This window comes from Vibrio renipiscarius, from assembly GCF_000827885.1.
In the GTDB taxonomy this organism is placed as follows: domain Bacteria; phylum Pseudomonadota; class Gammaproteobacteria; order Enterobacterales; family Vibrionaceae; genus Vibrio; species Vibrio renipiscarius.
On sequence record NZ_JTKH01000025.1, the window covers coordinates 1 to 20,771 of the forward strand.

The 20,771-nt window shown below is 46.5% G+C and carries 12 protein-coding genes; 4 read left to right on the forward strand and 8 right to left on the reverse strand.

Features of this window, described 5'->3' with window-relative positions; translation table 11 throughout:
• Nucleotides 1-53: 53 nt before the first annotated feature.
• On the forward strand, nt 54-7,988 hold the full coding sequence (locus OJ16_RS18355) for an Ig-like domain-containing protein (protein ID WP_236688440.1): 7,935 nt from the start codon (nt 54-56) through the stop codon (nt 7,986-7,988).
• Between the two features lie 120 nt (nt 7,989-8,108).
• The gene (locus OJ16_RS18360; protein WP_040992797.1) at nt 8,109-8,369 is read left to right on the forward strand and encodes a hypothetical protein; all 261 of its coding nucleotides are present in this window, start codon (nt 8,109-8,111) and stop codon (nt 8,367-8,369) included.
• Between the two features lie 116 nt (nt 8,370-8,485).
• Here the strand turns inward: OJ16_RS18360 and OJ16_RS20145 are convergent, their stop codons facing one another.
• The 4 genes from OJ16_RS20145 to zwf all read right to left on the reverse strand — a co-directional run bounded on the left by OJ16_RS20145 (nt 8,486) and on the right by zwf (nt 12,672).
• Nucleotides 8,486-8,641 (reverse strand): hypothetical protein, encoded by a 156-nt coding sequence (locus OJ16_RS20145; RefSeq protein ID WP_173425015.1) that lies wholly within the window; start codon nt 8,639-8,641, stop codon nt 8,486-8,488.
• Between the two features lie 316 nt (nt 8,642-8,957).
• The gene (gene gnd, locus OJ16_RS18370; RefSeq protein ID WP_040992799.1) at nt 8,958-10,406 is read right to left on the reverse strand and encodes a decarboxylating NADP(+)-dependent phosphogluconate dehydrogenase; all 1,449 of its coding nucleotides are present in this window, start codon (nt 10,404-10,406) and stop codon (nt 8,958-8,960) included.
• A 50-nt stretch (nt 10,407-10,456) separates the two neighbouring features.
• Nucleotides 10,457-11,173, reverse strand: coding sequence for a 6-phosphogluconolactonase (gene pgl / locus OJ16_RS18375; protein ID WP_040992800.1), 717 nt, complete (start codon nt 11,171-11,173; stop codon nt 10,457-10,459).
• Nucleotides 11,170-12,672, reverse strand: coding sequence for a glucose-6-phosphate dehydrogenase (zwf, locus tag OJ16_RS18380; protein ID WP_040992801.1), 1,503 nt, complete (start codon nt 12,670-12,672; stop codon nt 11,170-11,172). Before zwf ends, pgl begins: the two co-directional genes overlap by 4 nt.
• A 531-nt stretch (nt 12,673-13,203) precedes the next feature.
• On the opposite strand from zwf, the gene OJ16_RS18385 reads away from it, so the two are divergent.
• Both OJ16_RS18385 and OJ16_RS18390 read left to right on the forward strand, forming a co-directional pair.
• Complete coding sequence (locus OJ16_RS18385) at nt 13,204-13,605, forward strand: cytochrome b562 (RefSeq protein WP_040992802.1); 402 nt, start codon at nt 13,204-13,206, stop codon at nt 13,603-13,605.
• Nucleotides 13,606-14,005: 400 nt separating this feature from the next.
• A complete protein-coding gene (locus tag OJ16_RS18390; RefSeq protein WP_040992803.1) occupies nt 14,006-14,671 on the forward strand; it encodes a Qnr family pentapeptide repeat protein in 666 nt (221 codons plus the stop codon).
• 71 nt (nt 14,672-14,742) lie between these two features.
• Here the strand turns inward: OJ16_RS18390 and msrB are convergent, their stop codons facing one another.
• The 4 genes from msrB to OJ16_RS18410 form a co-directional block, all read right to left on the reverse strand.
• Nucleotides 14,743-15,879: a peptide-methionine (R)-S-oxide reductase MsrB gene (gene msrB, locus OJ16_RS18395; protein WP_040992804.1), complete on the reverse strand. Its 1,137-nt coding sequence runs from the start codon at nt 15,877-15,879 to the stop codon at nt 14,743-14,745.
• Nucleotides 15,880-16,052: 173 nt separating this feature from the next.
• Nucleotides 16,053-17,816: a formate--tetrahydrofolate ligase gene (locus tag OJ16_RS18400; RefSeq protein WP_040992806.1), complete on the reverse strand. Its 1,764-nt coding sequence runs from the start codon at nt 17,814-17,816 to the stop codon at nt 16,053-16,055.
• Nucleotides 17,817-18,147: 331 nt separating this feature from the next.
• Nucleotides 18,148-18,333 (reverse strand): hypothetical protein, encoded by a 186-nt coding sequence (locus OJ16_RS18405; RefSeq protein WP_040992808.1) that lies wholly within the window; start codon nt 18,331-18,333, stop codon nt 18,148-18,150.
• A gap of 37 nt (nt 18,334-18,370) precedes the next feature.
• Nucleotides 18,371-20,728 carry a fatty acid cis/trans isomerase gene (locus OJ16_RS18410; RefSeq protein ID WP_040992810.1) on the reverse strand — a complete coding sequence of 786 codons (2,358 nt, stop codon included), beginning with the start codon at nt 20,726-20,728 and terminating at the stop codon, nt 18,371-18,373.
• Nucleotides 20,729-20,771 lie beyond the last annotated feature (43 nt).

Below are 20,771 nucleotides of genomic sequence, written 5' to 3' on the forward strand. Positions count from 1 at the left end.
TGGGTGTGGGCAATGGGGATGGGATCCAAGCAAACGAATCGATCGTGATTGATATGTCAGAGCGTCCGGCAGATTCGGTCACGCTCGGTCTGGATGGCTTAGGCGGCTGGTTCTATGACGCGCAACAAGCCAACCCAACCAGCGTCTTGATCACCGTGTCTCTGGATGATGGCAGCACGATTGTCAAAGAGGTCACCAAAGAGACCTCAGGCAATAGCGACTTGTTCAAAGAAATCGAAATCTTTGCCTCAGAAGGGCAAGAAGGCGCGCAAATCACCAGTGTGGAAGTCTCCACCATTGGCGACGGCAACTGGGAACTGCGCTACTTTGAAGCGAACCCTGCGGACGACAGTTTTGACTACCGCGCCGTCGACAGTGACGACAACGTCAGTGAAGAGCGCACCGTGAGTCTTGTTGAAGCCGATAATGCGCCGCCAATTGCAACCGACGATCCGGTGGCGTTTGAAGTGGCACTGGGTCAATTTAACGGTGACGACTGGAGCCATCCTGATGCGCAGGTCAGCGGCAGCTACCAAGGTGATGACAAAGACATTACTGAGAGTGGCGTGAAACGCGGCGTTGAGGGCGATGAAAACGGCGGCCCAGGCGCGCAAATTCAATACAACCGCACAGACGGTGAGTCGGAGCAATTTAGAATTGATCTCGATGAGCCTGTGACCGAGTTCAGTTTCTCCGTGTCAAACTTGTATAAAAACGAAGGCGGCAGCGGCAACCACGAGCAAGGCAAATGGGTGGCTTACTTCGGTGAGAACGCGGTGGCCAGCGGATTGTTTATCGCCAATGAAGGCAACAGTAACGGCACCTACAGCTTTGATGAAAGTGCCTTAGGCGGCGTAGCGTTTGACAGCATCGTGTTTGAGTCGGTCGACTTTGTTAACGAGCCGAGCCGAGGTTCGGACTCTTCCGATTACTTCCTGACCGGCTTTAAAGCGTCAAGCGACGGCGCGTATGTCGCCAATCAAGGCGACGTATTGCAAATCCCAGTCTCTGAGCTGCTGGGTAATGATGCCGATCCTGATGGCGACAACATCCGCTTTACCCACGTGTCGGATGCCAACAACGCCAACATCTGGATTGAAGATGGCATCGTCTATATCGATTTGGATGATGAGTTTAGCGGCGATACGCATTTTGACTACGTCATTACCGATGATAAAGGCGGCTTTGATGAAGCCAAAGTCTCCATCATTGTGAACCCGCTGCCAACACCCGTGGAGGTCGAGTCGATTGACCTGCTTGATACCACCGTGGTGGAGGGGGATAACCTCGTTTATCAAGTGGCGCTGGAAGATGGCGTGCTTGAGGAAACCCGTTACAGCATCGACTTTGGTTCGGATGACGACACCGCGACCGACAACGACGTGGATTTAAGCAGCGCTCAATTCACCAATGGCGTCACGTTTGACTCGGCGACCAATGAAATCGTCGTGCCGATTGGGATCAGCAATTTCAGTATTGTCATCCCAACCGTCGTTGATGGTATTTACGAACTCACCGAAGATTACACCTTAACCATTGGTGGTGTGAGCGGTGAAGGCAACATCGAAAATATCGATATTCCTCAAGTCCAAGTCTCGGACGATGTGGATGTTAGCGAAGGTCAATCTGCGGTGTTTACCGTTTCGTTGAGCACGCCAACGGAAGCGCCTACCACGATCAACTTAGGCATTAGCCATGTTACCACTCAAAGCGACGACATCAGCAGCATGGTGGTGGAGTTTGACGGTGAGAATGGCTGGGAAACCCTTGCCGTGGCCAACAATGGCGACGTTACGTTGCCTACGGGGATCAACGAAGTCCGCGTGACCGTCCCAACGGTGGATGACAACAATGCGCCGATTTACGAAGGGCCAGAAAGCTTTGAGTTAATCGCCAGTGGCGTCGTGGGCGCACAAGGCAGCGACAAAGGTGTTGCGACCATCTTTGATGATGGCAGCATCGATCCGAATGGACCAACGCCTGCAGACGATGACCGCCCAGTGGTCACCGATGTCAGCGAACCAACCGTTGAAGAGGGCGGCATAGCGACCTTCGATGTGAGCTTGTCATCAAGCAGCACTACAGACACAACCATCACCTTGACTCTCGCGGAAGGCAATGCGACGACACCTGAAGACTTTGATGGTACGGAGTTGACTGTCCAATTTGGCTCGGCCACGCAAGTCCTTAGTGTCGGCAATGACGGAACGGTTCAGTTTGTTCTTCCTGCTGGCGAGTCTGAATTCGACGTCCTCGTGCAAACGACTGACGATAACGTGTCAGATAACAATGAAGTCTTTATGTTGTCTGCCGCAACCGAATATCAGCAAGGCGTAGAGGAAGGATTGGCGACGATTACGGACAATGAAAGCCCGACTGTTGATCTTGATGGTGGTGAGTATCAAATTGAATTTGTGAGTGAAAGTGCCGGATATCAAAATGTATTTGGCTATTATGCCTACGACGAAGCAAGTGATACGCAACAGCTTGTTATTTTGATGGAAGATTCGCACGACTATAAAGGAAATGTCGCGGATCCAGTACTTGGCCAGCTTGATAGCTTGGATAATGTTGGATACTTCCTGATTCCAAATGCCGCGGATGTGATCAGTAACGCCCCCGCGAATGCAGAATTTGCGATGAATGATGCGGGAGAGTTGTTGATTAATGGCGCGGTGGTGCCAAATCAAACGGTATTCTCAACGCACGGTGAAAATTCAACGATTCGTGTCTCTGAAGATAATGATGGTAACACGGTATTGAGCTTCGATGACCAATTGGGTCATCCTCGTGACGACGATGATTACAATGATTTAGTCATCAAAGTCTCGAAACTTGATAGCAATGTCGATTATCAAACCACCTTCACTGAAGGTGATGATCCGGTGTCGATTGCTGATCTCGATGCCGATATTTTTGATGACCATAACCGCATTACCACCATGGAAGTGACCTTGGTGAATAAATTGGATGGTGACACCTTAACGTTGCCGGCTAACACGACAGGCTTCACCATTGGCCAAAGTGTGCTTGCCTCTTCAATTGTGTTGACGATAACCGCGGATGATCCTGATGGTCTTTCTGCGGCTGATTTTGAAGCCTTCTTAAAGCAAGTTGGTTTTGAAAATACCAGTGAAAATCCGGACGAGACTGATCGCACGATCACCGTTAAAGTGACCGATGATGCGGGTCAAGAATCCAATACGGCAACCACAACCGTCAAAGTGATAGAAGTCTCTGATTTAGATGCCAATGAGGATGCTGCGGGCAAAGAAGATATTCCTATTGCTCTCGATATTACGTTGCCAGCCGACAGTTCAGTGGTCGAAATTGTGATTAAAGACATCCCTGATGGCGCTGTCTTAGCGTCTAACGGGAATGAGATCAGCGTCATCAATGGGATGGCGTCCTTGTCGCCAAGTCAACTTGATACACTGACAATTACCCCTCCAGAGCACAGCGATGTGGACTTTAGTTTGCGTGTTGAAGGTTACACCGCGAATGACACGGTAATTGAAGACTACATTATTGCGGTTGCTGTCGAGGCGGTAACGGATACGCCAATCCTCGAGGTTGAAGGGGCGGACATTCTGTCCTTCCATAACTTCGATACAATCGATCTCGACGGTCGTTCATGGCGCGGCAATATCGACTCTCAAGAACTCACCGATGCGGATGTGGTGGCAGGGACGAGCGATGGGGCCGAAGGTGTCTGGGGTACCGATAACGACAGAGGAAATAAAGATTACCACGAGGTCGGTAAAGAAACCGTCTACCGCGGTAATGCAGGTGAGCAAGGCAACAACGTTTATGAATTAGAAGGCCGTAGTGGTGATGACCAGTTGTTCACGCAATTCGATGGTGAAGCGGGCCAATTCTACTCATTGTCTTTTGATGTTGCGGCTCGTCGCCTTGATGATTCGCCGATGACTGTTTTCTTAGAAGATAGTCAAGGTAATCGTACCATTTTGTTCGAATATGCAGACCAACAAAGTCAAGCGTGGAGCACTGAAACGCTCAACTTCCAAACGCCCGATGATGGTGAATACAAAGTGGTGTTTGAGTCCGAAACGTCTGCCAATAGCTACGGCGCATTGCTTGATGACATCAAACTCGAAACACTTGATAACGTTGGTTATGAAGATAGCTACATTGCGCTTAGCGATATTGTTGTCGGATTAGTCGACACCGATGGGTCCGAATCGCTAACGACTCATCTTGATTTAAGCGCATTTCCGTCGGGTACTGTTATTAAAGCGCCGGATGGTAGTGATTTAATGCCAGATGTGGATGGAAAAGTCGATATCACCGCTTGGCAAAATGATTTATCGGAACTCTTCATCAATGTTCCAGAGTCTGGTGGTTATCCATTGGTTGTCTCGGTATCTTCTCAAGATAACGCCCCAGGCACGGAAGAAACGGTTAATAAAACCATTAACGTAACGGTATTGCCGGTTCTTGATGCTGAGAGTAAACAAATCGAAATTGTGGAAGACTCCGAGCATATTCTCACTCTAACCGATTTTGGCATGACTGATCCGGATACGACCTTGTTTATTACTCATCTGTCAGATAATGGTCAATATGAGTTACAAACATCGTTGGATACATGGGAACCTATTTCTGAACGCGACAGAATTGATGGTACAGAGATAGCGGCAGGAAATGTTCGTTTTGTTCCTGCTGAGCATGAAACTGGTTATGACCAGTATCCAAATGCCGGTGAAGGTGATCAATACCAAGATTACTCAAGTTTGGGTTTTATCTTAGAGAAAGGCGATGCGCGTAGTGAGGAAAATACCTTAACGATCGATGTATCACCACTTGCGGATGCTCCAACGCTATCAATTGTTACACCCGATATCGTTCTGCCTGAGCAAAGCTTCAATGTCTATGAGTGGGCTGATGAGGAGATTACCCCAAGTTTTGGTATTGGTAATGGTGTGAATGGCGAGGCGTTAATCACCCATATCAGCGAACTTGAACAGGACCAAGCGACACAATCCACAACCGATAACGCACAAGAAACCGGAAGTGGCGCAACGCCTGCAAACACGGCAGTGCTAGTGACGGGGCTCGTTTATCTCGAAGCCGGAAATAGCTACGACTTTACGGGCAGAGCTGATGACAGTTTGGCGATTAAAGTCGGTGGTCAATTAGTGGATGAAGCGCGCTGGGGTGTGAATAGTGGTCAGATTAATGGCAGCGAATTTATACCGCCTGTGAACGGTTTCTATCCAATCGAAATATACCACCACAACCAAAGTGGCCCGGGGAATTTTGATGTCAACGTGTCGATCAATGGCGATCCTGCGGTTGATCTCGCGAGCAGTACTCTGCCGGTCGTCCCCGATCTCGCGGCATTGGAGAGCACGGATTTACGTACCTCTGCATTGCAAAGTGTTGAAGGCGTAGACGTTTACGAAGTGTATGCTTACAACGAAGGTTTGCAAGATACGGAAATTCCGTTATCTGAGATTACCACTGCGTTGGTCGATACGGATAATTCAGAAGCCCTAATGACGGCGTTAAGTGGCCTACCAGAAAATGCCACATTAAGTGACGGAACTGGGAATAGCATTACTGTGGACGCAAGCGGTGTTGTTGATGTGACGGGCTGGGATTTAACTCAACTAACCGTATTGCCACCACTAGGTGATGACCGTGATTTTACTATTACGGTCACATCGACCACAAAAGAGGCGTTCTCAACGAGTGAAGCTGACTCGGTAGGTACGATTAATGTTGTGGTACATGAAAATAAACCGACGATCACGGAATCACAATCGCAAACGGTTGATGAAGACAGTTCGGTGTCTGGCAATGTGCTTGATAGCGCAACCGATCCCGATAATGTCCTTAGCATTACTGGTTTTGCCCTTGATAACGTTAATTATAACGTCGGTGAAGCCGTCAATTTAGCATCAGGTATATTGCTGATTGAAGATAATGGTGATTATAGCTTCGAGCCGAATGCCGACTGGTCAGGTGATCTGCCAATCATCACTTACACCACGAACACGGGAGTCAGTGATACATTGGCCATTAGCATCACGCCAGTGGCGGATGAGCCGACCGTATCAATCGTGTTTGGTGAGTCGACGGTGAATGGGCAAGGGGATATCGAAACCGAAGTTGATATCCTAGCATCGGTGACCGATCTGGATGGCAGTGAACAGATTCAATCTGTCGTTATCCAAGGCCTGCCCGTTACAGCAACGGTGTCGGTCGGTTATCAAGATGGCACGGATTGGATTCTGCCAATAACGGGGTCTGTGTCAGAAACATTCGATAACCTAGTCATTACTCATCCACAAGGTACGGTGCTTGATATTGATGTCACGGCAACCAGCGTCGAGGCATTAAACGCGGACACGGCAAGCAGCATGGAAAATGCCGCGTCTCAACAAGATATCTATGCCGATCAAGGTGGTAATACACCGGTGACCTTAATGAGTCTTATTATTGACTCATCAGGGAGTATGACGACGAAACCATTCAAGAATGAAGCCGATAATCCGGAAAAAGACAAAACGCGGATGGAATTAGTTTTGGAAGCGTCGATTGAAATGCTCAACCACGTCAATGCACAAGAAGGGGCAGAAGATGTGTTAGTTCAGCTGATTGATTTTGATGATCAATTGACGGATGGGACTGATGGGCAGAGCAACGATAATGCTGACCGTTCGGCTCAAAGTGAAGGTTGGATGACGGTTAACCAAGCTATTGTAATATTAGACTCCGCCTTGAGCAGTGTTACTGATAGTAGCTATAGAGGGGTGTTTGACCCTTCTGGTTATACTGATTACGAAGAAGCGGTTTATGGTGTGATGAATGGCTATGATGATGCTGCTCTTAATAGTGTTGATTTGACCAATACCAATGATGTGATCTTCTTTTTGAGTGATGGTAGTAATAACCGAGGCTGGGATAACACGACAAACGATGCATGGGACGCGTTTATTGTCGGCAAAGAAGTCACCTCGGTAGGCGTAGGTAGACAAGCGAATATTCCCGAAGACGGTTTAAAAGAGGTCGCAGGCTCTGGTGATATTGTTTATATCCCTGACGCTAAGATTAAAACGGATTTACCAAAGCTGCGTCCAACCATTGGTCTGCCGGGCACATTGCTGGCAATGATCACGGGTATGGATGTCGAAGAAATTGTGATAAACGCATCGAGTGTTCAAGTCTTGCAAGAAATTGATGTGAACGGAGACGCTCGACCACCGATGACTGTCACGACAAGAGTCGATATTGATGACTTAGTGATCGAGACCGATTATGGTGATTTACGCATAAAAGAAGATGGTTCTTACTTCTTCCAACCGGATCCATCTGCACCTGAGTTGTCGGCTAATGAAGCGATTGGATACAATATTTTGTACTCTGTGCTTGATAGTAATGGACAGGAATCGCAACACTTAGCGACCTTGAACATCAGTCAAAGTGGTGATGTCAAAGCGCTTTCACCAAGCTTCAACGGCTCAACGGGCGATGATGTTATTGTTGGAACGGATGGCGATGATGTCATCCTGGGCCATCAAGGCGATGACGTGATTGATGGTGGTCTAGGTAACGACTTCTTGTTTGGTGGTGATGGTGATGACGTGTTAATTGGCGGACTCGGAAACGATGTGCTGACGGGGGGCGCTGGCAACGATATGTTTGTCTGGATGAATGGTGATCTTGATGGTGGGCTTGATGTCATCAGCGATTTCACTGTTAACGAAGACAAAATTGATATCTCAGACCTACTTGGTCAGAACGAAACGATGGATGACTTATTCAATAGTATTTCGGCCGCGGTTGTCGATGACAATAACGTTGAATTGACCATTGTTCGAGATAACGGGAATAGTACGCAAACCATTAAACTGGATGACGTGGTTGACCAACTAAGTGGTATTGATAGCGGCAGTGGTAACATCACTGGCAATGATCTGACCAATCTCCTTAGTGAGTTGATTAAACCTCAAGAGTTATAAATAAAAGGGCCGAAAGGCCCTTTCTTTTTACTATGATTATCAGTACGAGAAGAAAGCAGTTTTTCTCGCGTTAAATGATACGTAGACATAGAATCTGTTTTTAATTTGGGTGTTAACGTCATGAATAAAGCAACGCTTTTTGCTGTCAGTATGGCTTGTGTCGGCTTGGGCCTTTTTGTGTCGGCATTTTCAGCAGGTTCCAATGTGGCCATTTTTCGCTGGCCATTAGAAACACTGCATGGTCTCGCGTTTACATTTGCGTGGGGATTGGGCTTTCCTGACTATCTGGCTTATACGGCTGGCGTCTTGGTGCTTGCGGCGGTTATGCTCATCTTTTACATGATGGGGAAGAAAATATATTCGCTTATTTGGCGCAATTAGCCCGAGTGATAAAAGCGAAATAGCCCACAAATGTTGGGCTATTCACTCATACGCAGCGAACGATTTTTTATCATTCTTGTATTGGTTACTTGGAATTATCTTATCGATATCAAGCTTTAGGCTTCGATAAGAAGTCCACCTTGTTGCTGCGCCTGTTTGACAAGAGCCTGACGTTGAGCTTCCTTCTCTGAAATTAATGCGTCTTGTGAAGACGGTGTTTCATCTGAATCGATATTTTCAGGAACATACACATAGTGGTGATTAATTGTCATAAGAACCTCAGTAGATATAGCTTCGCCTTCCTGGTTATAAAGAGTTAACCGAATGAATCGTTCTTCGGCGTTTGTTTAGGATGAAAAGAATAAGACCATTTCACTCATCTAGCCTCATCCGTTACGAATTAATTATAGGCGTAGATCACAGGCTTACTGCAACTTTTACTGCAACAGTCAGAGGGTGGAGGACTAAACCACCTCAATCGACGGACCTTTTGACAATAAAAAAGGCCGATAGCATGGCTACCGGCCTTGAAGCATTCACACGTTTTTATGCCATCAATTTATATGATCGCATTCAGCTTGCTGACGATTAAACGTCGTAAGTGGTTGATGCCGTGTTACCGCCTGTACCCGTCCAGTTAGTGTGGAAGAACTCACCACGTGGACGGTCGATACGCTCGTAAGTGTGCGCGCCGAAGTAATCGCGTTGTGCTTGCAGCAGGTTCGCAGGTAGGCGAGCCGTGGTGTAACCATCAAGGAAGGTTAGTGCAGAAGTCATACATGGCATAGGGATGCCTGATTCCATAGACTTCGCTGCCACTTTACGCCAAGCGCTCATACAGTTGTCTAGGATGCCTTTGAAGTAAGCATCTGAGCCTAGGAATGCGATCTCTGGGTTTGCTTCATAAGCATCACGAATGTTGCCTAGGAATGCAGAACGGATGATACAACCGCCACGCCACATAAGCGCTACGTTACCGTAGTTTAGATCCCAACCATTCTCGTTAGACGCTTCACGCATTAGCATGAAACCTTGCGCGTAAGAGATGATTTTAGAAGCCAGTAGCGCTTGACGTAGTGCGTCAACCCACTCTTGCTTATCACCTTCAACTGGCGTGATGGTTTTCGCGAACAATTGCTCAGCTTCAACACGCTGGTCTTTCAGTGCTGAAAGACAACGAGCAAATACAGATTCAGTGATTAGCGTTAGCGGGATACCCATGTCTAGCGCGTTGATACCGGTCCATTTACCCGTGCCTTTTTGGCCTGCAGTGTCTAGGATTTTCTCTACAAGCGCTTCGCCATCTTCATCTTTGTAGCCAAGAATGTCTGCGGTGATTTCTACTAGGTAGCTGTCTAGTTCAGTGGTATTCCACTCAGCAAACACTTTTTGCATATCGTCAGCCGATAGACCTAGGCCATCTTTCATGAACTGGTATGCTTCCGTGATCAGCTGCATGTCACCGTATTCGATGCCATTGTGAACCATCTTAACGAAGTGGCCAGCGCCATCGTTACCGACCCAATCACAACAAGGCTCGCCAGCGTCTGTTTTTGCTGAGATACCTTGGAAAATTGGCTTAACCGCCTCCCAAGCTTCATGAGCGCCGCCAGGCATGATTGAAGGACCAAAACGAGCGCCTTCTTCACCACCTGATACGCCAGTACCGATAAAGTGAATGCCTTTCTCGCGAAGCGCAGCAACACGACGGTTAGTGTCAGGGAAGTTAGTGTTACCACCATCAATGATGATATCGCCTTTGTCTAGTAGTGGAACTAGCTTGTCGATGAAGATATCAACCACATCGCCAGCACGAACCATCAGCATAATTTTACGTGGTGATTCTAGTTTCTCTACGAGCTCTTCAAGCGAGTATGCGCCAACGATGTTGGTGTCTTTTGCAGGACCGGCTAGGAACTCGTCCACTTTGTCAGTAGAACGGTTGTGCGCAACCACTTTAAAACCGTGGTCGTTCATGTTTAGGATAAGGTTCTGACCCATTACAGCAAGGCCGATTACACCGATATCACCTTTCATTGTTTCTCTCCAAATTACGCTAAAGGACGGGCTATTGTTTAACGGTAACGTTAAGCAATCTTCGCTGCCGCATCTGAATCTAAATACCATTCTGTTTCGCCAGTCGTAGACTGAATTTTCGCTGCAGGGTAAGGCAGCTCAGAAGCATCAATGGTTGAAATTTCGTTGACGATGGTCACTTTGCCAGCGCCAAGTACCAGGTAACTAATACGTTTGGCGGCTTGTAGTACTTTCGCCGTTTTTGATACACGAATTTGACCCGACTCAGGGTGAGACGCCAACACCGATAAGTTTTCATCGTTGTAGTTTGTCACACCTGGAAATAGTGACGCCGTATGGCCATCAGCGCCAACACCGAGCAAAATCCAATCGAATACTGGCGTACCGTTTTCACATGGGATCACATCAGCCATCTCTTTTGCAAAACGTACCGCTTCGGCTTGAGGCTCATCTTCACCACGAATACGGTGGATGTTTTCAGCTGGAATGGCGATTTGGCTGAAAAGTAGCGTGTTTGCTTCGCCAAAGTTGCTTTCTGCGTCATCAGGCGCCACACAGCGCTCATCACCCCACCAGAAGTGAAGGTTTTGCCATTGAATCGCTGTGGCAAAGGGTTCGCTTGCCAGCAGCTTAAACAGCATTTTTGGCGTGCTACCGCCAGAGAGTGAGATATGCACAGCTCGGCCTAATTCGCTGTAGGTTTGCATATCCTTCGCCAGGCTTTCAACAACCTGATCTGCCGTATCAAAGATCTTATGATTGATCATAGTTCGCAGTAATCCGTATCGGTTAGGTTTTTACAAGGGAAGCGCCATGCGCGTCCATCGCGTTGTAATAAATCGTCACACTCTTTTGGTCCCCATGTACCACAGGCATAACCAAACAGTGATTGAGGGTCTTGTTTGAAATCAAGGATCGGCTGAACATATTGCCAGCAAGCTTCTACTGCGTCACTGCGGGCAAAGAGCGTTGCATCACCGTTAAGCGCATCAAGCAATAGGCGTTCATATGCGGTGAGCATTTGAGTCTCTTGCAAATCCGCATAGTGGAAATTCATCTTCACTTCTTTGGCTTTAAAGCCCGCACCAGGCTGCTTTAGACCGAAGCTCATTTGAATGCCTTCATCTGGCTGGATACGAATGATCAGCTTGTTTTCTGGCGCATCTTGGCCAAATACAGGGTGCGGCGTGTTTTTAAAGTGAATCACGACTTCTGTCACGCGGGTCGGTAAACGTTTACCGGTGCGCACGTAAAATGGCACGCCATTCCAACGCCAGTTGTTGATGTAGGCTTTAAGACCAACGTAGGTTTCAGTACGTGAATCTTCAGCAACGCCATGTTCTTCACGATAGCCTGGCAAGTGCTGGCCACGAACGTCTGACGCCGTGTATTGACCAAGCACCAAGTTGTTGCGTAGGTCGTCTTCTTCTAACGGCTTCAAGCAATGCAGAACTTTGGCTACTTCATCGCGGATCGCGTTTGCATTGATTTGCGCAGGTGGCTCCATGCCAACCATTGCCAAGACTTGCAGCAAGTGGTTTTGGAACATATCGCGCATTGCGCCTGAACCATCGTAGTAACCACCACGATCTTCAACGCCAAGGAATTCTGCGCCAGTGATTTCGACATAATCAATGAAGTTGCGGTTCCATAGCGGTTCAAACATCGCGTTTGAAAAACGCAACACCAAAAGGTTTTGCACGGTCTCTTTACCAAGGTAATGGTCAATGCGGTAGATTTGGTGTTCTTGGAAATGTTCGTGGATATCTTTATCCAGTTGGCGTGCTGACGCTAAATCATAGCCAAAAGGCTTTTCTACAATCAGACGTTTCCAACCGGTTTGCTCATCGTTCAGACCATGAGCGGCAAGGCTTGCAGGAATAACACTGTACAAGCTTGGTGGCGTTGCGAGGTAGTATAGGGTGTTGCGTTGCTCAAACTGATATTTGTCGGCAAGTTGGTCAAGACGAACGGTTAGTTTGCTGTAATCGGCAGAATCCGACGTGTTGATCGCTTGGTAGTGAAGATGATCAATAAAGGCATCCAACGTCGCTGGCTCAGTTTTCTCCATTTCTTGAAGAGAGCGCTTCAGCTTGTCACGGTATGATTCGTCACTATATTCAGTGCGGCTTACGCCTAAAATCGCGAAATTATCAGGTAACTGCTTATTCGCATAGAGGTGGTATAGAGCGGGGATCAACTTACGATATGTTAAGTCGCCCGAAGCACCAAAAATAACGATGCTGCTGTTTTCTGGAATTACCATCATCTTTCCCTTAAAACGAGGTAGTGATTGCGTGCGTAGGTCTGGCTTTCACTTATATAGTAGGAAAGCAACCTTATCAACGACACCTCAAAATGGATAATCGATGTTACCTATTGGATTGATAGATAAAATCGACGTTCGTTGAGCTAACACTCAATACGGCGCTGTATTGTCTACGACAATTTGATTCACATCAACTCCCGCGCGTTTAATTGCTTAATATATAACTCGTTTTTTACACGGATTGATCAGGTCAGATCGAATATAAGTCAAAGAATCAAACAATTACGCCCATATTTCATTATTCGCCGATGAAGCGCGCCAACCGCGCTATATCAATGAGTATAGAAGCCATCATGGCTTCAAAGGCATCACGACAAAGCGTTTTTGATACAATTCATTGATAAATGTTACTCTTAATTAACGTGAATATTGCGTATGCTGAGCAAAGCAACAATCAGTACGGTGGCGCACACGCCACGCAGATGCTCAAAATGTCGGCAATTCATCTAGTTTAACTGAGGGAGTTCTATGTCAAAGCCTGTTGTATTCAAACGAACCTTACTGCTCTTCATGACGATATTTGCTACCCATTCATTTGCTTCGTCATTTGATATCAAAGCGGCAATGAATGAAATGAAACTCAATTTTAAGCACGCCGCTGAGGCACAAAGTCTCGAAGATATGAGTTCAGCGATTGCCTCTTTTAACCTCGTACTCGCTGAATTACAAAATGCCAATTACCCCGAAGAGAAGCAAGCATTGTATGCGGATGGTTTTGAACAAGTCAGCGCAGTGGTTGACGAGGTGGAAAAACAGTTAGAACAAGGCAATCTAGAACAGGCAAAAGCTCAACTAAAAGCGATTGATGATTTACGTGTGGAATTTCATGATAAACGTAATCCTAGTATATGGAGTACGATATTTGGTTGATCCTTGCACATGTACCGCCTTGCACATAGTGCCTCGGGGGCTCACCTGGGGTTCTATGTGGCTGTGATAGGAAAAGCACAAATCTTGTAATTGGATGTTTTTTAGGCTGTTTTTGTGCCTGTTTATCATTCAATACAATGGATATGATGCGGGTAAGACAACGACCCTGTGTCGTCATCGCTAATTGCCCAGTTTAACGTGCCTAAAACCCGCCATAATCGGCCAAAACTATTTTTTCTTTCTCGGCGTAGGGAGTGCGAACTTTGGCGCTGTATAGGTGTGTTGCACGTGGTTTTTGGTGGTCAAAACGCTGATTTTATCTGTATGATTTTTAAGGGTTTTAATTTGGTGTGTATTTGCGAATGAAATGATAGCCTTGCATCAAATCAAGGAGTTAATCATGCATTACCAAGATACCGTATTTGAAAACCAGATTTTTGAAAATCACAGTTTTGCAGGGCAAGACTTAAGTCATGCCAAGTTCCGTCGTTGTAAGTTTTATCTGTGCGATTTTAGCCGAGCGGTAATGACAGAAACGCATTTTGAACACTGCAGTTTTATCGAACAAGGTGAGCTCGAAGGATGTCATTTTCATTATGCGAACCTGCATGACGCTAGTTTTAAGCAATGCCAATTATCAATGAGCCAGTTCGTTGGCGCGAATTGTTTTGGTATTGAGATGCGTGAATGTGACTTGAAAGGGGCGAATTTCTCCCAAGCTCGTTTCGCTAATCAAATTAGCCATAATGTTTACTTTTGTTCTGCTTATATTACGGGGTGTAATCTCTCTTACGCGAATATGGAACGCTTATGCATCGAAAAATGTGAGCTGTTTGAAAACCGTTGGATAGACACCAATTTACAAGGCACATCGCTACAAGGATCGGATTTGAGTCGTGGTGAGTTTTCTGCTGAAATTTGGAGTGGTGTTAGGATCTGTCATTGTGATTTGTCGGACAGTGATTTGACAGGGTTAGATCCGAGAAGAATGGACCTCACGGGAGTCAAAATCCTTAGTTGGCAGCAATCCCAACTGCTAGAGCCATTGGGACTGATCGTGACATAATTAACCGAGTGTCATCAAAAAGCCCAACTTACGTTGGGCTGTTGAGTATGGCATTTGGTTCTATTGATAGACTAGCTATCGAACAGATAGAGGTATTCACCATAGCCTTGTTTTTCCAGTTCATTTTTCGGTATAAAACGCATTGACGCCGAGTTCATGCAATAACGTAAGCCGGTTGGGGCTGGGCCGTCTTTAAATACATGTCCTAGGTGCGAGTCACCAAACCGGCTGCGGACTTCTTTGCGTGGGTAGATCATTTTGTAATCGGTGGTGATGACGACGAAATTATCCTCGATAGGCTTGGTAAAACTTGGCCAACCTGTGCCTGAACGATATTTGTCGGTGGATGAAAACAGCGGTTCCCCCGTGACGACATCGACATAAATCCCCATTTCTTTGTTGTCCCAGTATTCGTTCTCAAATGGGCGTTCTGTACCATCCTTTTGTGTGACGTAATATTGCATTTCCGTCAGCGTTCGTTTGAGTTCCGCATCACTTGGTTTGGAAAAAACCTTTGCTTGGGTCTGTCCACTGCGCTCATCAATCATTTGACGCAAAGTGGTGGGATTTTTTTCGCGGTCTTCACCGAAAATCGAATCCAGATATTGGTCACGACCTGAGGCGTAGCGGTAATAGTTGTATCTGACTTTATTGCGCTTGTAATAATCTTGGTGGTATTGCTCTGCTGGCCAAAAGGTCTCAAATTGAATCAGTTCAGTTTGCAGCGGCTTTTTGAAGATGCCTAACGCGTCAATCTCTGCCATGAATTGTGTGGCGACTTTTTGCTGCTCGGCATCGTGAAAAAAGATAGCAGGGCGGTATTGTGGGCCGCGATCCACAAAAGAACCTCGGTTATCGGTTGGATCGATGTGGCGGAAGAATTGGTCCAGCACTTGTTCATAGCTCAGCAAGTTGCCGTCGTATTTGACTTGGATGACCTCTATATGACCAGATTTTCCTGATGAGACTTGTTTGTAGTTCGGGTTTTCTTGCTCTCCACCTGAATAACCAGAGACAACATCAATCACGCCAGGAAGTTTTTCTAAATCAGATTCAGTACACCAAAAGCAACCTCCTGCCAGCGTAGCCAATTTAATATTGCTCGACGTTGTTGACGTACGCATATCGCTATCGGCTTGGCCAATAAATGATGCGGCAAACAGCAAGACCGCTATTACAGGTAATAGTGTAGATAATTTAATCTTCATACCATCCTCATTTCGTTTTTCCCTTTATACCGATAAGAACGGCTAACCGAGCAAAAACTTACAACAAAGCAGCAGAAAGGCGGTAACAAATCGTAAATGAAATTCGTGGGGGGAGGGGGGAGATAAAAAGGGAGATGAAAAAAAGCGAGCCATATTATAGCTCGCTATTTCGATTAGCTTAATCCGATGATGTTACCATCCTCATCGAGATCCAAGTTCATGAATGCAGGCTTTTCAGGCAAACCCGGCATTGTCATCACGTTACCACACAACGCATAAATAAAGCCGGCTCCGGCGCACAACTTTAGCTCACGAATCGGCACGTTAAAGTGTGTTGGCGCACCTTTGAGATTCGCATCCGCAGAGATGGAAGACGGCGTTTTGGCCAAACACACCGCCAACTGATCAAAACCTTGTTTTTGGTATTCTTCAAGTTGATGGCGAGCCTGATAACTCAGCGTAACACTGGAGGCGCCATAACCGACTTCAGCAACCGCCATGAGTTTTTCTTCTGTAGTTTGCTCAAAGCGATAGAGCGGCTTGAATTGAGCGGGCTCTTGGCATTGCTTGATCACTTTTTGAGCCAACTCTAAGGTGCCTTTTCCACCTTTCGCAAACCCTTCGCTGATCGCCACTTCTACGTTATTAGGCAGTGATTCAATCATCGACTTAAGTGTCGCCAACTCTTGCTCGCTGTCTTGTGGGAAGCGGTTAATCGCGACAACGGCTGGTACGCCGTATTTGCTCACATTGTTAATGTGCCATTTTAGGTTATCGAATCCCGCTTCAAGCGCGGCAAGATCATCGCTGAACAATGAGTCAGGAATCGCTTGTCCTGGTTTTATATCATACAAACCAGAGTTGGCTTTTAAGCCTCGTAACGTCGCCACGATAACCGCACAATCTGGCGCTTTCCCTGCGATTTGAGCCTTAATATTACAGGCTTTTTCAAACCCCATGTCTGAGCCAAAACCGCCTTCGGTTACGGTAAATTCCGCCAATTTAGTTGCAATATTATCGGCAATAATCGAAGAGTTACCGTGAGCGATGTTGGCGAATGGGCCCGCATGAATCAGTGTTGGCACCCCTTCGAGTGTTTGCATGAGCGTTGGTTCAATCGCGTCTCGCATACTGACGGCCATCGCGCCGGCGACTTGTAGATCTTCGGTCGTAATCGGTTGACCATCTAAGTTGTATGCGACGACGATACGCCCGATACGCACGCGCAAATCTTTTAGATCAGATGCGAGTGCTAGAATGGCCATCAGTTCTGAAGCGGCAGAGATATCGAATCCATCTTCGCGCTCATAACCATTGATGGTTTTACCCATTTCATTTTGACCCACCGTCACCATGCGCAACGCGCGGTCGTTGTGGTCCATCACGCGTTTCCAGATCACGCGTTTAGAATCGATGCGAAGCGCGGTTAATCCGCTGCGCAGTTCAAAATCATCATAGCCGTTGCGTTGCTCATGGAAAATACGCGCATCGATAGCGGCAGCGGCAAGGTTATGTGCTGCGGTCACGGCGTGAATGTCGCCCGTTAAGTGCAGATTAAGCTCTTCCATAGGGGCAACTTGCGAATAACCGCCACCGGCTGCACCACCTTTGACGCCAAATACTGGGCCCATTGAAGGTTGGCGAATGCACGCGATAACAGAACGCTCTAACTGTGCCAAGCCTTGTGCAAGACCAATCGTGGTGACGGTTTTACCTTCGCCAAGCGGAGTCGGTGTAATTGCGGTCACAACGATTAATTGGCCTTCTTTCGCGTTGGTCGCCGATTGGTCATTTAATCTTTTTAAGCAGTTAAGAGAGACTTTGGCTTTATATTGCCCCTGGCTATGAAATTCGTCTTTTTGTAGACCGGCACGAATGGCAATGTCACTAATCGGTGCCAAGTTTGCGCTTCGGCAAATATTGATATCAGACAGCATAAAACCCTCAATATTGCGATGAAAGTGGAGAGGAAAACGTTTGCGCAAGAATAATATCGTCAAAATGTGCTTTGTAAAGGATTAGTTTGTAGCACGTTATTCATTGCAAGTTGCTCACTATGAGACTCGTTAAAGGAATCTACAAGAAAAAAGTGTATTAACCAACTGCAGTTGTGGATTTCTTTCACTGTATGTCGATGTTATTTGCTGAGCGGATAAACGGGATCAGTTGGGGAGATTGAATCATGTCTTGAACAACGTCATGGCATCTTGGAAAAAGAAAAGCCCCGCTAGGCATTATTGTCTGGGGGGCTTTCAGTATTCGTATGACTTACCACTCGTCGTCGGGGAATAATTTTCCCTCTGGCGCATAAGGATCATCATCAAAAGGATGCTCTGCTTTACTGCGCAGTAAGTCTAACTGATGCTCAAGCATGTTGACGGTGTCATAGTCACCCTCGGAACACGCAACATAAATTTGTTGCTCGAGTGAACGAATTCTATCTTGGCTACTCATACGCACCTCCTAAACAGGGCAGAAGCGTTGCTGTTTTCTACCTATTCTCAAATCTATTGTAGTCAAGTAATCCAAATTCGATGGGCTGATCTTGCTTGTACCAGTGGTGAACGCGGTCACTGAAAGACCAGAAGTCAGGGTTACTTCGACGAATTGAGAACGCATCCAATAACTTAACGTAATCCTCTTCGTTACGCATCTCTTTCAACATTTTTGTCAATAACGGAATTTGATCCTCTTCAAGGGATAGATACGCGGCTGGATAACTGCCGATCACTCCTCGGACTAAAGTGAGCGAATCGTGTTTAAAATCCCGGTTACTCTCTTCGTCAAACAAGCTTGAAATATTGGTATGAGCGTTATTGTGAAGCAGCGTGAACAGTTGCTGCTTGCCTTGATTGCTCTCAATCATCAGCATCATAATTTGCGGAATGGAGCGTAGGCCTTCTCCTTGAATTTGATCGATCTGACGGAGCAAGGTTTCATTTTCTGCGCGGAAACCTGTTTCGGTGATGGCGTAGCGATTGTCTAAAACTGGGCTCAGTTTGTGTTGCAACATCTGGAATAATTCCGCCTTGGGATCGTTGGTGCGATAGTGCACCTGACTCGGTTGGCTAAATGGTGTGATGTTACGCTGCAAAAAGTCACTCAGTTGCGGGCTTTGATTGATGTACCAACTGGAATGTTCTTTGTGGCGCATCTCTAGAGGGAGCAACGCAATAAAGTTACTTTCACCTTCAAGGCGCAAAAAATCCATAAACATTCGGGTGATCAATTGATGACCAAAATTGCCATAAACATCAAAGCCTGCCACCAATAAATAATGAATACGTTCCAGTAGCGCATAATCAAGAATCCACGCTGTTTTTGGCGTTTCACCCACCATGCCGCGTACCACGGATGCGCTATCGAAATGCCTAAAGATGGTCAGTGCTGCGTTGGGATTCGTACCATTTCCGGTCCAAATCAAGTTGGTATCTAGGTGTTGGCCGTTTTCAAACGTTTGGTTAATAAATTCAGATTTAGCTTCAAGGTAACGTGCTTGTTGGCGTGAATATGAAACCCAACTGGTGATCGGCAAGGTATTACTTTCTAGCTCACTAGGCAGTTTTAAATTGTCTTCTTGAGCGCGATAAAACGCGTCCACTTCGGGTAAATCTGATTTGTCTGGGTCTAGGAAAAAGATCCAAAAATGATCATTAATGACATTCAGCGCTAATTGTCCGCGGCATACGGGCCCTTTGATGAACGCAGAAATGGTGTTTTGCGAATTATCGAGCATGAACTTAAAGCGTGATTTGACGGGTAACTCATCGAATGCCGTCATTGGGTTTGCCGCCACATCAGGCGAGTAACTTGGCAGTTGAGTCACTGGATAGTTGTCGCTAAAAAACCAATCGTGCCAATTTTGCATACGTTCAGTATTGAGCGCAAACGGCATGTGGGTTTTGTCTACGATCGTCGCTTGCTCAGGAATAATGCGGTAATAAACCCGATCCACTTGAGGATCATCATACGGTCGACGCGTCGCAATTCGCTTAACGGGTTGGCCTGGTGGGGTGGCTGAACGGACTAAGGTAAAAAATCGTGGTGTTTGATCACTCAACTCAGAAAAATACAGATGAGAAAGAAACAAATGCTCGTAGATATAACGCGCGACGAGTTGGTGTTTAACGCTGTCGTTATTAAACAGTGCTTCGTAATGGTTAACCATCGATTGTTGCTCAAACGTGAGAGGAATGGCTTTGTTCATCAAGCTGCCCTCATTCACCCAGCGAATGAGGGTTGAATATTCCTGACTGGATAGGTTTGGCATTCCGTAAGGCATCCCCCACGTTGGGTAATCACGTTGATATTGGTCTAGCTCTTCAATCGTTGGGCAGACTTGTTCGCGATTGGTCGAAAAATCAAATCCCTCAAGTTGCACTTCATCGGGCAAAGGATGTTCTTCTTTCTGTATCAACAATCTGGCGACTAGACCCGCTTCAATATTCGCGGTAGGCGTTTGCATACGCTCATTTAAGATGGGATGAAAACCCAATGCACGCCATTGCTCAGTGGTGTCCGCATCTTCAAATAGACGTGTGGGTGTTGTGGCGGTGAGGCGAGTGCCTTCATAGACGAGATCTTTACTCGCCCCTCGGTCGATACCTTCTACAGAAGTCATTTTCAGTTGGCAGGGAGCATCATAGCAAGCGTGACAAACGACACATCGGTTATCAATGATGGGTTTTACCTCATTGAGAAACTGATTGCTGGACGGGCTGCCGAGATCCACTCTTCGTTCACGTACGTGGGATTCGCCAAACAGTTGATCGTAATTTAATCCTGCGTAGGTTGCACAACCAGAAAAAATGATCACAAAACTTAGTAGAAATATCTTTTTTAAACTCATCGCTGATTCATATAATTTGAATTTGTGTATAAGTATAACGATT

Excerpts from the sequence above, each read along its gene's own strand:
- OJ16_RS18355 (WP_236688440.1), top strand. The coding sequence starts at position 54 with ATGTCAGAGCGTCCGGCAGATTCGGTCACGCTCGGTCTGGATGGCTTA.
- OJ16_RS18360 (WP_040992797.1), top strand. The coding sequence starts at position 8,109 with ATGAATAAAGCAACGCTTTTTGCTGTCAGTATGGCTTGTGTCGGCTTG.
- OJ16_RS20145 (WP_173425015.1), bottom strand. The coding sequence starts at position 8,641 with ATGACAATTAATCACCACTATGTGTATGTTCCTGAAAATATCGATTCA.
- gnd (WP_040992799.1), bottom strand. The coding sequence starts at position 10,406 with ATGAAAGGTGATATCGGTGTAATCGGCCTTGCTGTAATGGGTCAGAAC.
- pgl (WP_040992800.1), bottom strand. The coding sequence starts at position 11,173 with ATGATCAATCATAAGATCTTTGATACGGCAGATCAGGTTGTTGAAAGC.
- zwf (WP_040992801.1), bottom strand. The coding sequence starts at position 12,672 with ATGGTAATTCCAGAAAACAGCAGCATCGTTATTTTTGGTGCTTCGGGC.
- OJ16_RS18385 (WP_040992802.1), top strand. The coding sequence starts at position 13,204 with ATGTCAAAGCCTGTTGTATTCAAACGAACCTTACTGCTCTTCATGACG.
- OJ16_RS18390 (WP_040992803.1), top strand. The coding sequence starts at position 14,006 with ATGCATTACCAAGATACCGTATTTGAAAACCAGATTTTTGAAAATCAC.
- msrB (WP_040992804.1), bottom strand. The coding sequence starts at position 15,879 with ATGAAGATTAAATTATCTACACTATTACCTGTAATAGCGGTCTTGCTG.
- OJ16_RS18400 (WP_040992806.1), bottom strand. The coding sequence starts at position 17,816 with ATGCTGTCTGATATCAATATTTGCCGAAGCGCAAACTTGGCACCGATT.
- OJ16_RS18405 (WP_040992808.1), bottom strand. The coding sequence starts at position 18,333 with ATGAGTAGCCAAGATAGAATTCGTTCACTCGAGCAACAAATTTATGTT.
- OJ16_RS18410 (WP_040992810.1), bottom strand. The coding sequence starts at position 20,728 with ATGAGTTTAAAAAAGATATTTCTACTAAGTTTTGTGATCATTTTTTCT.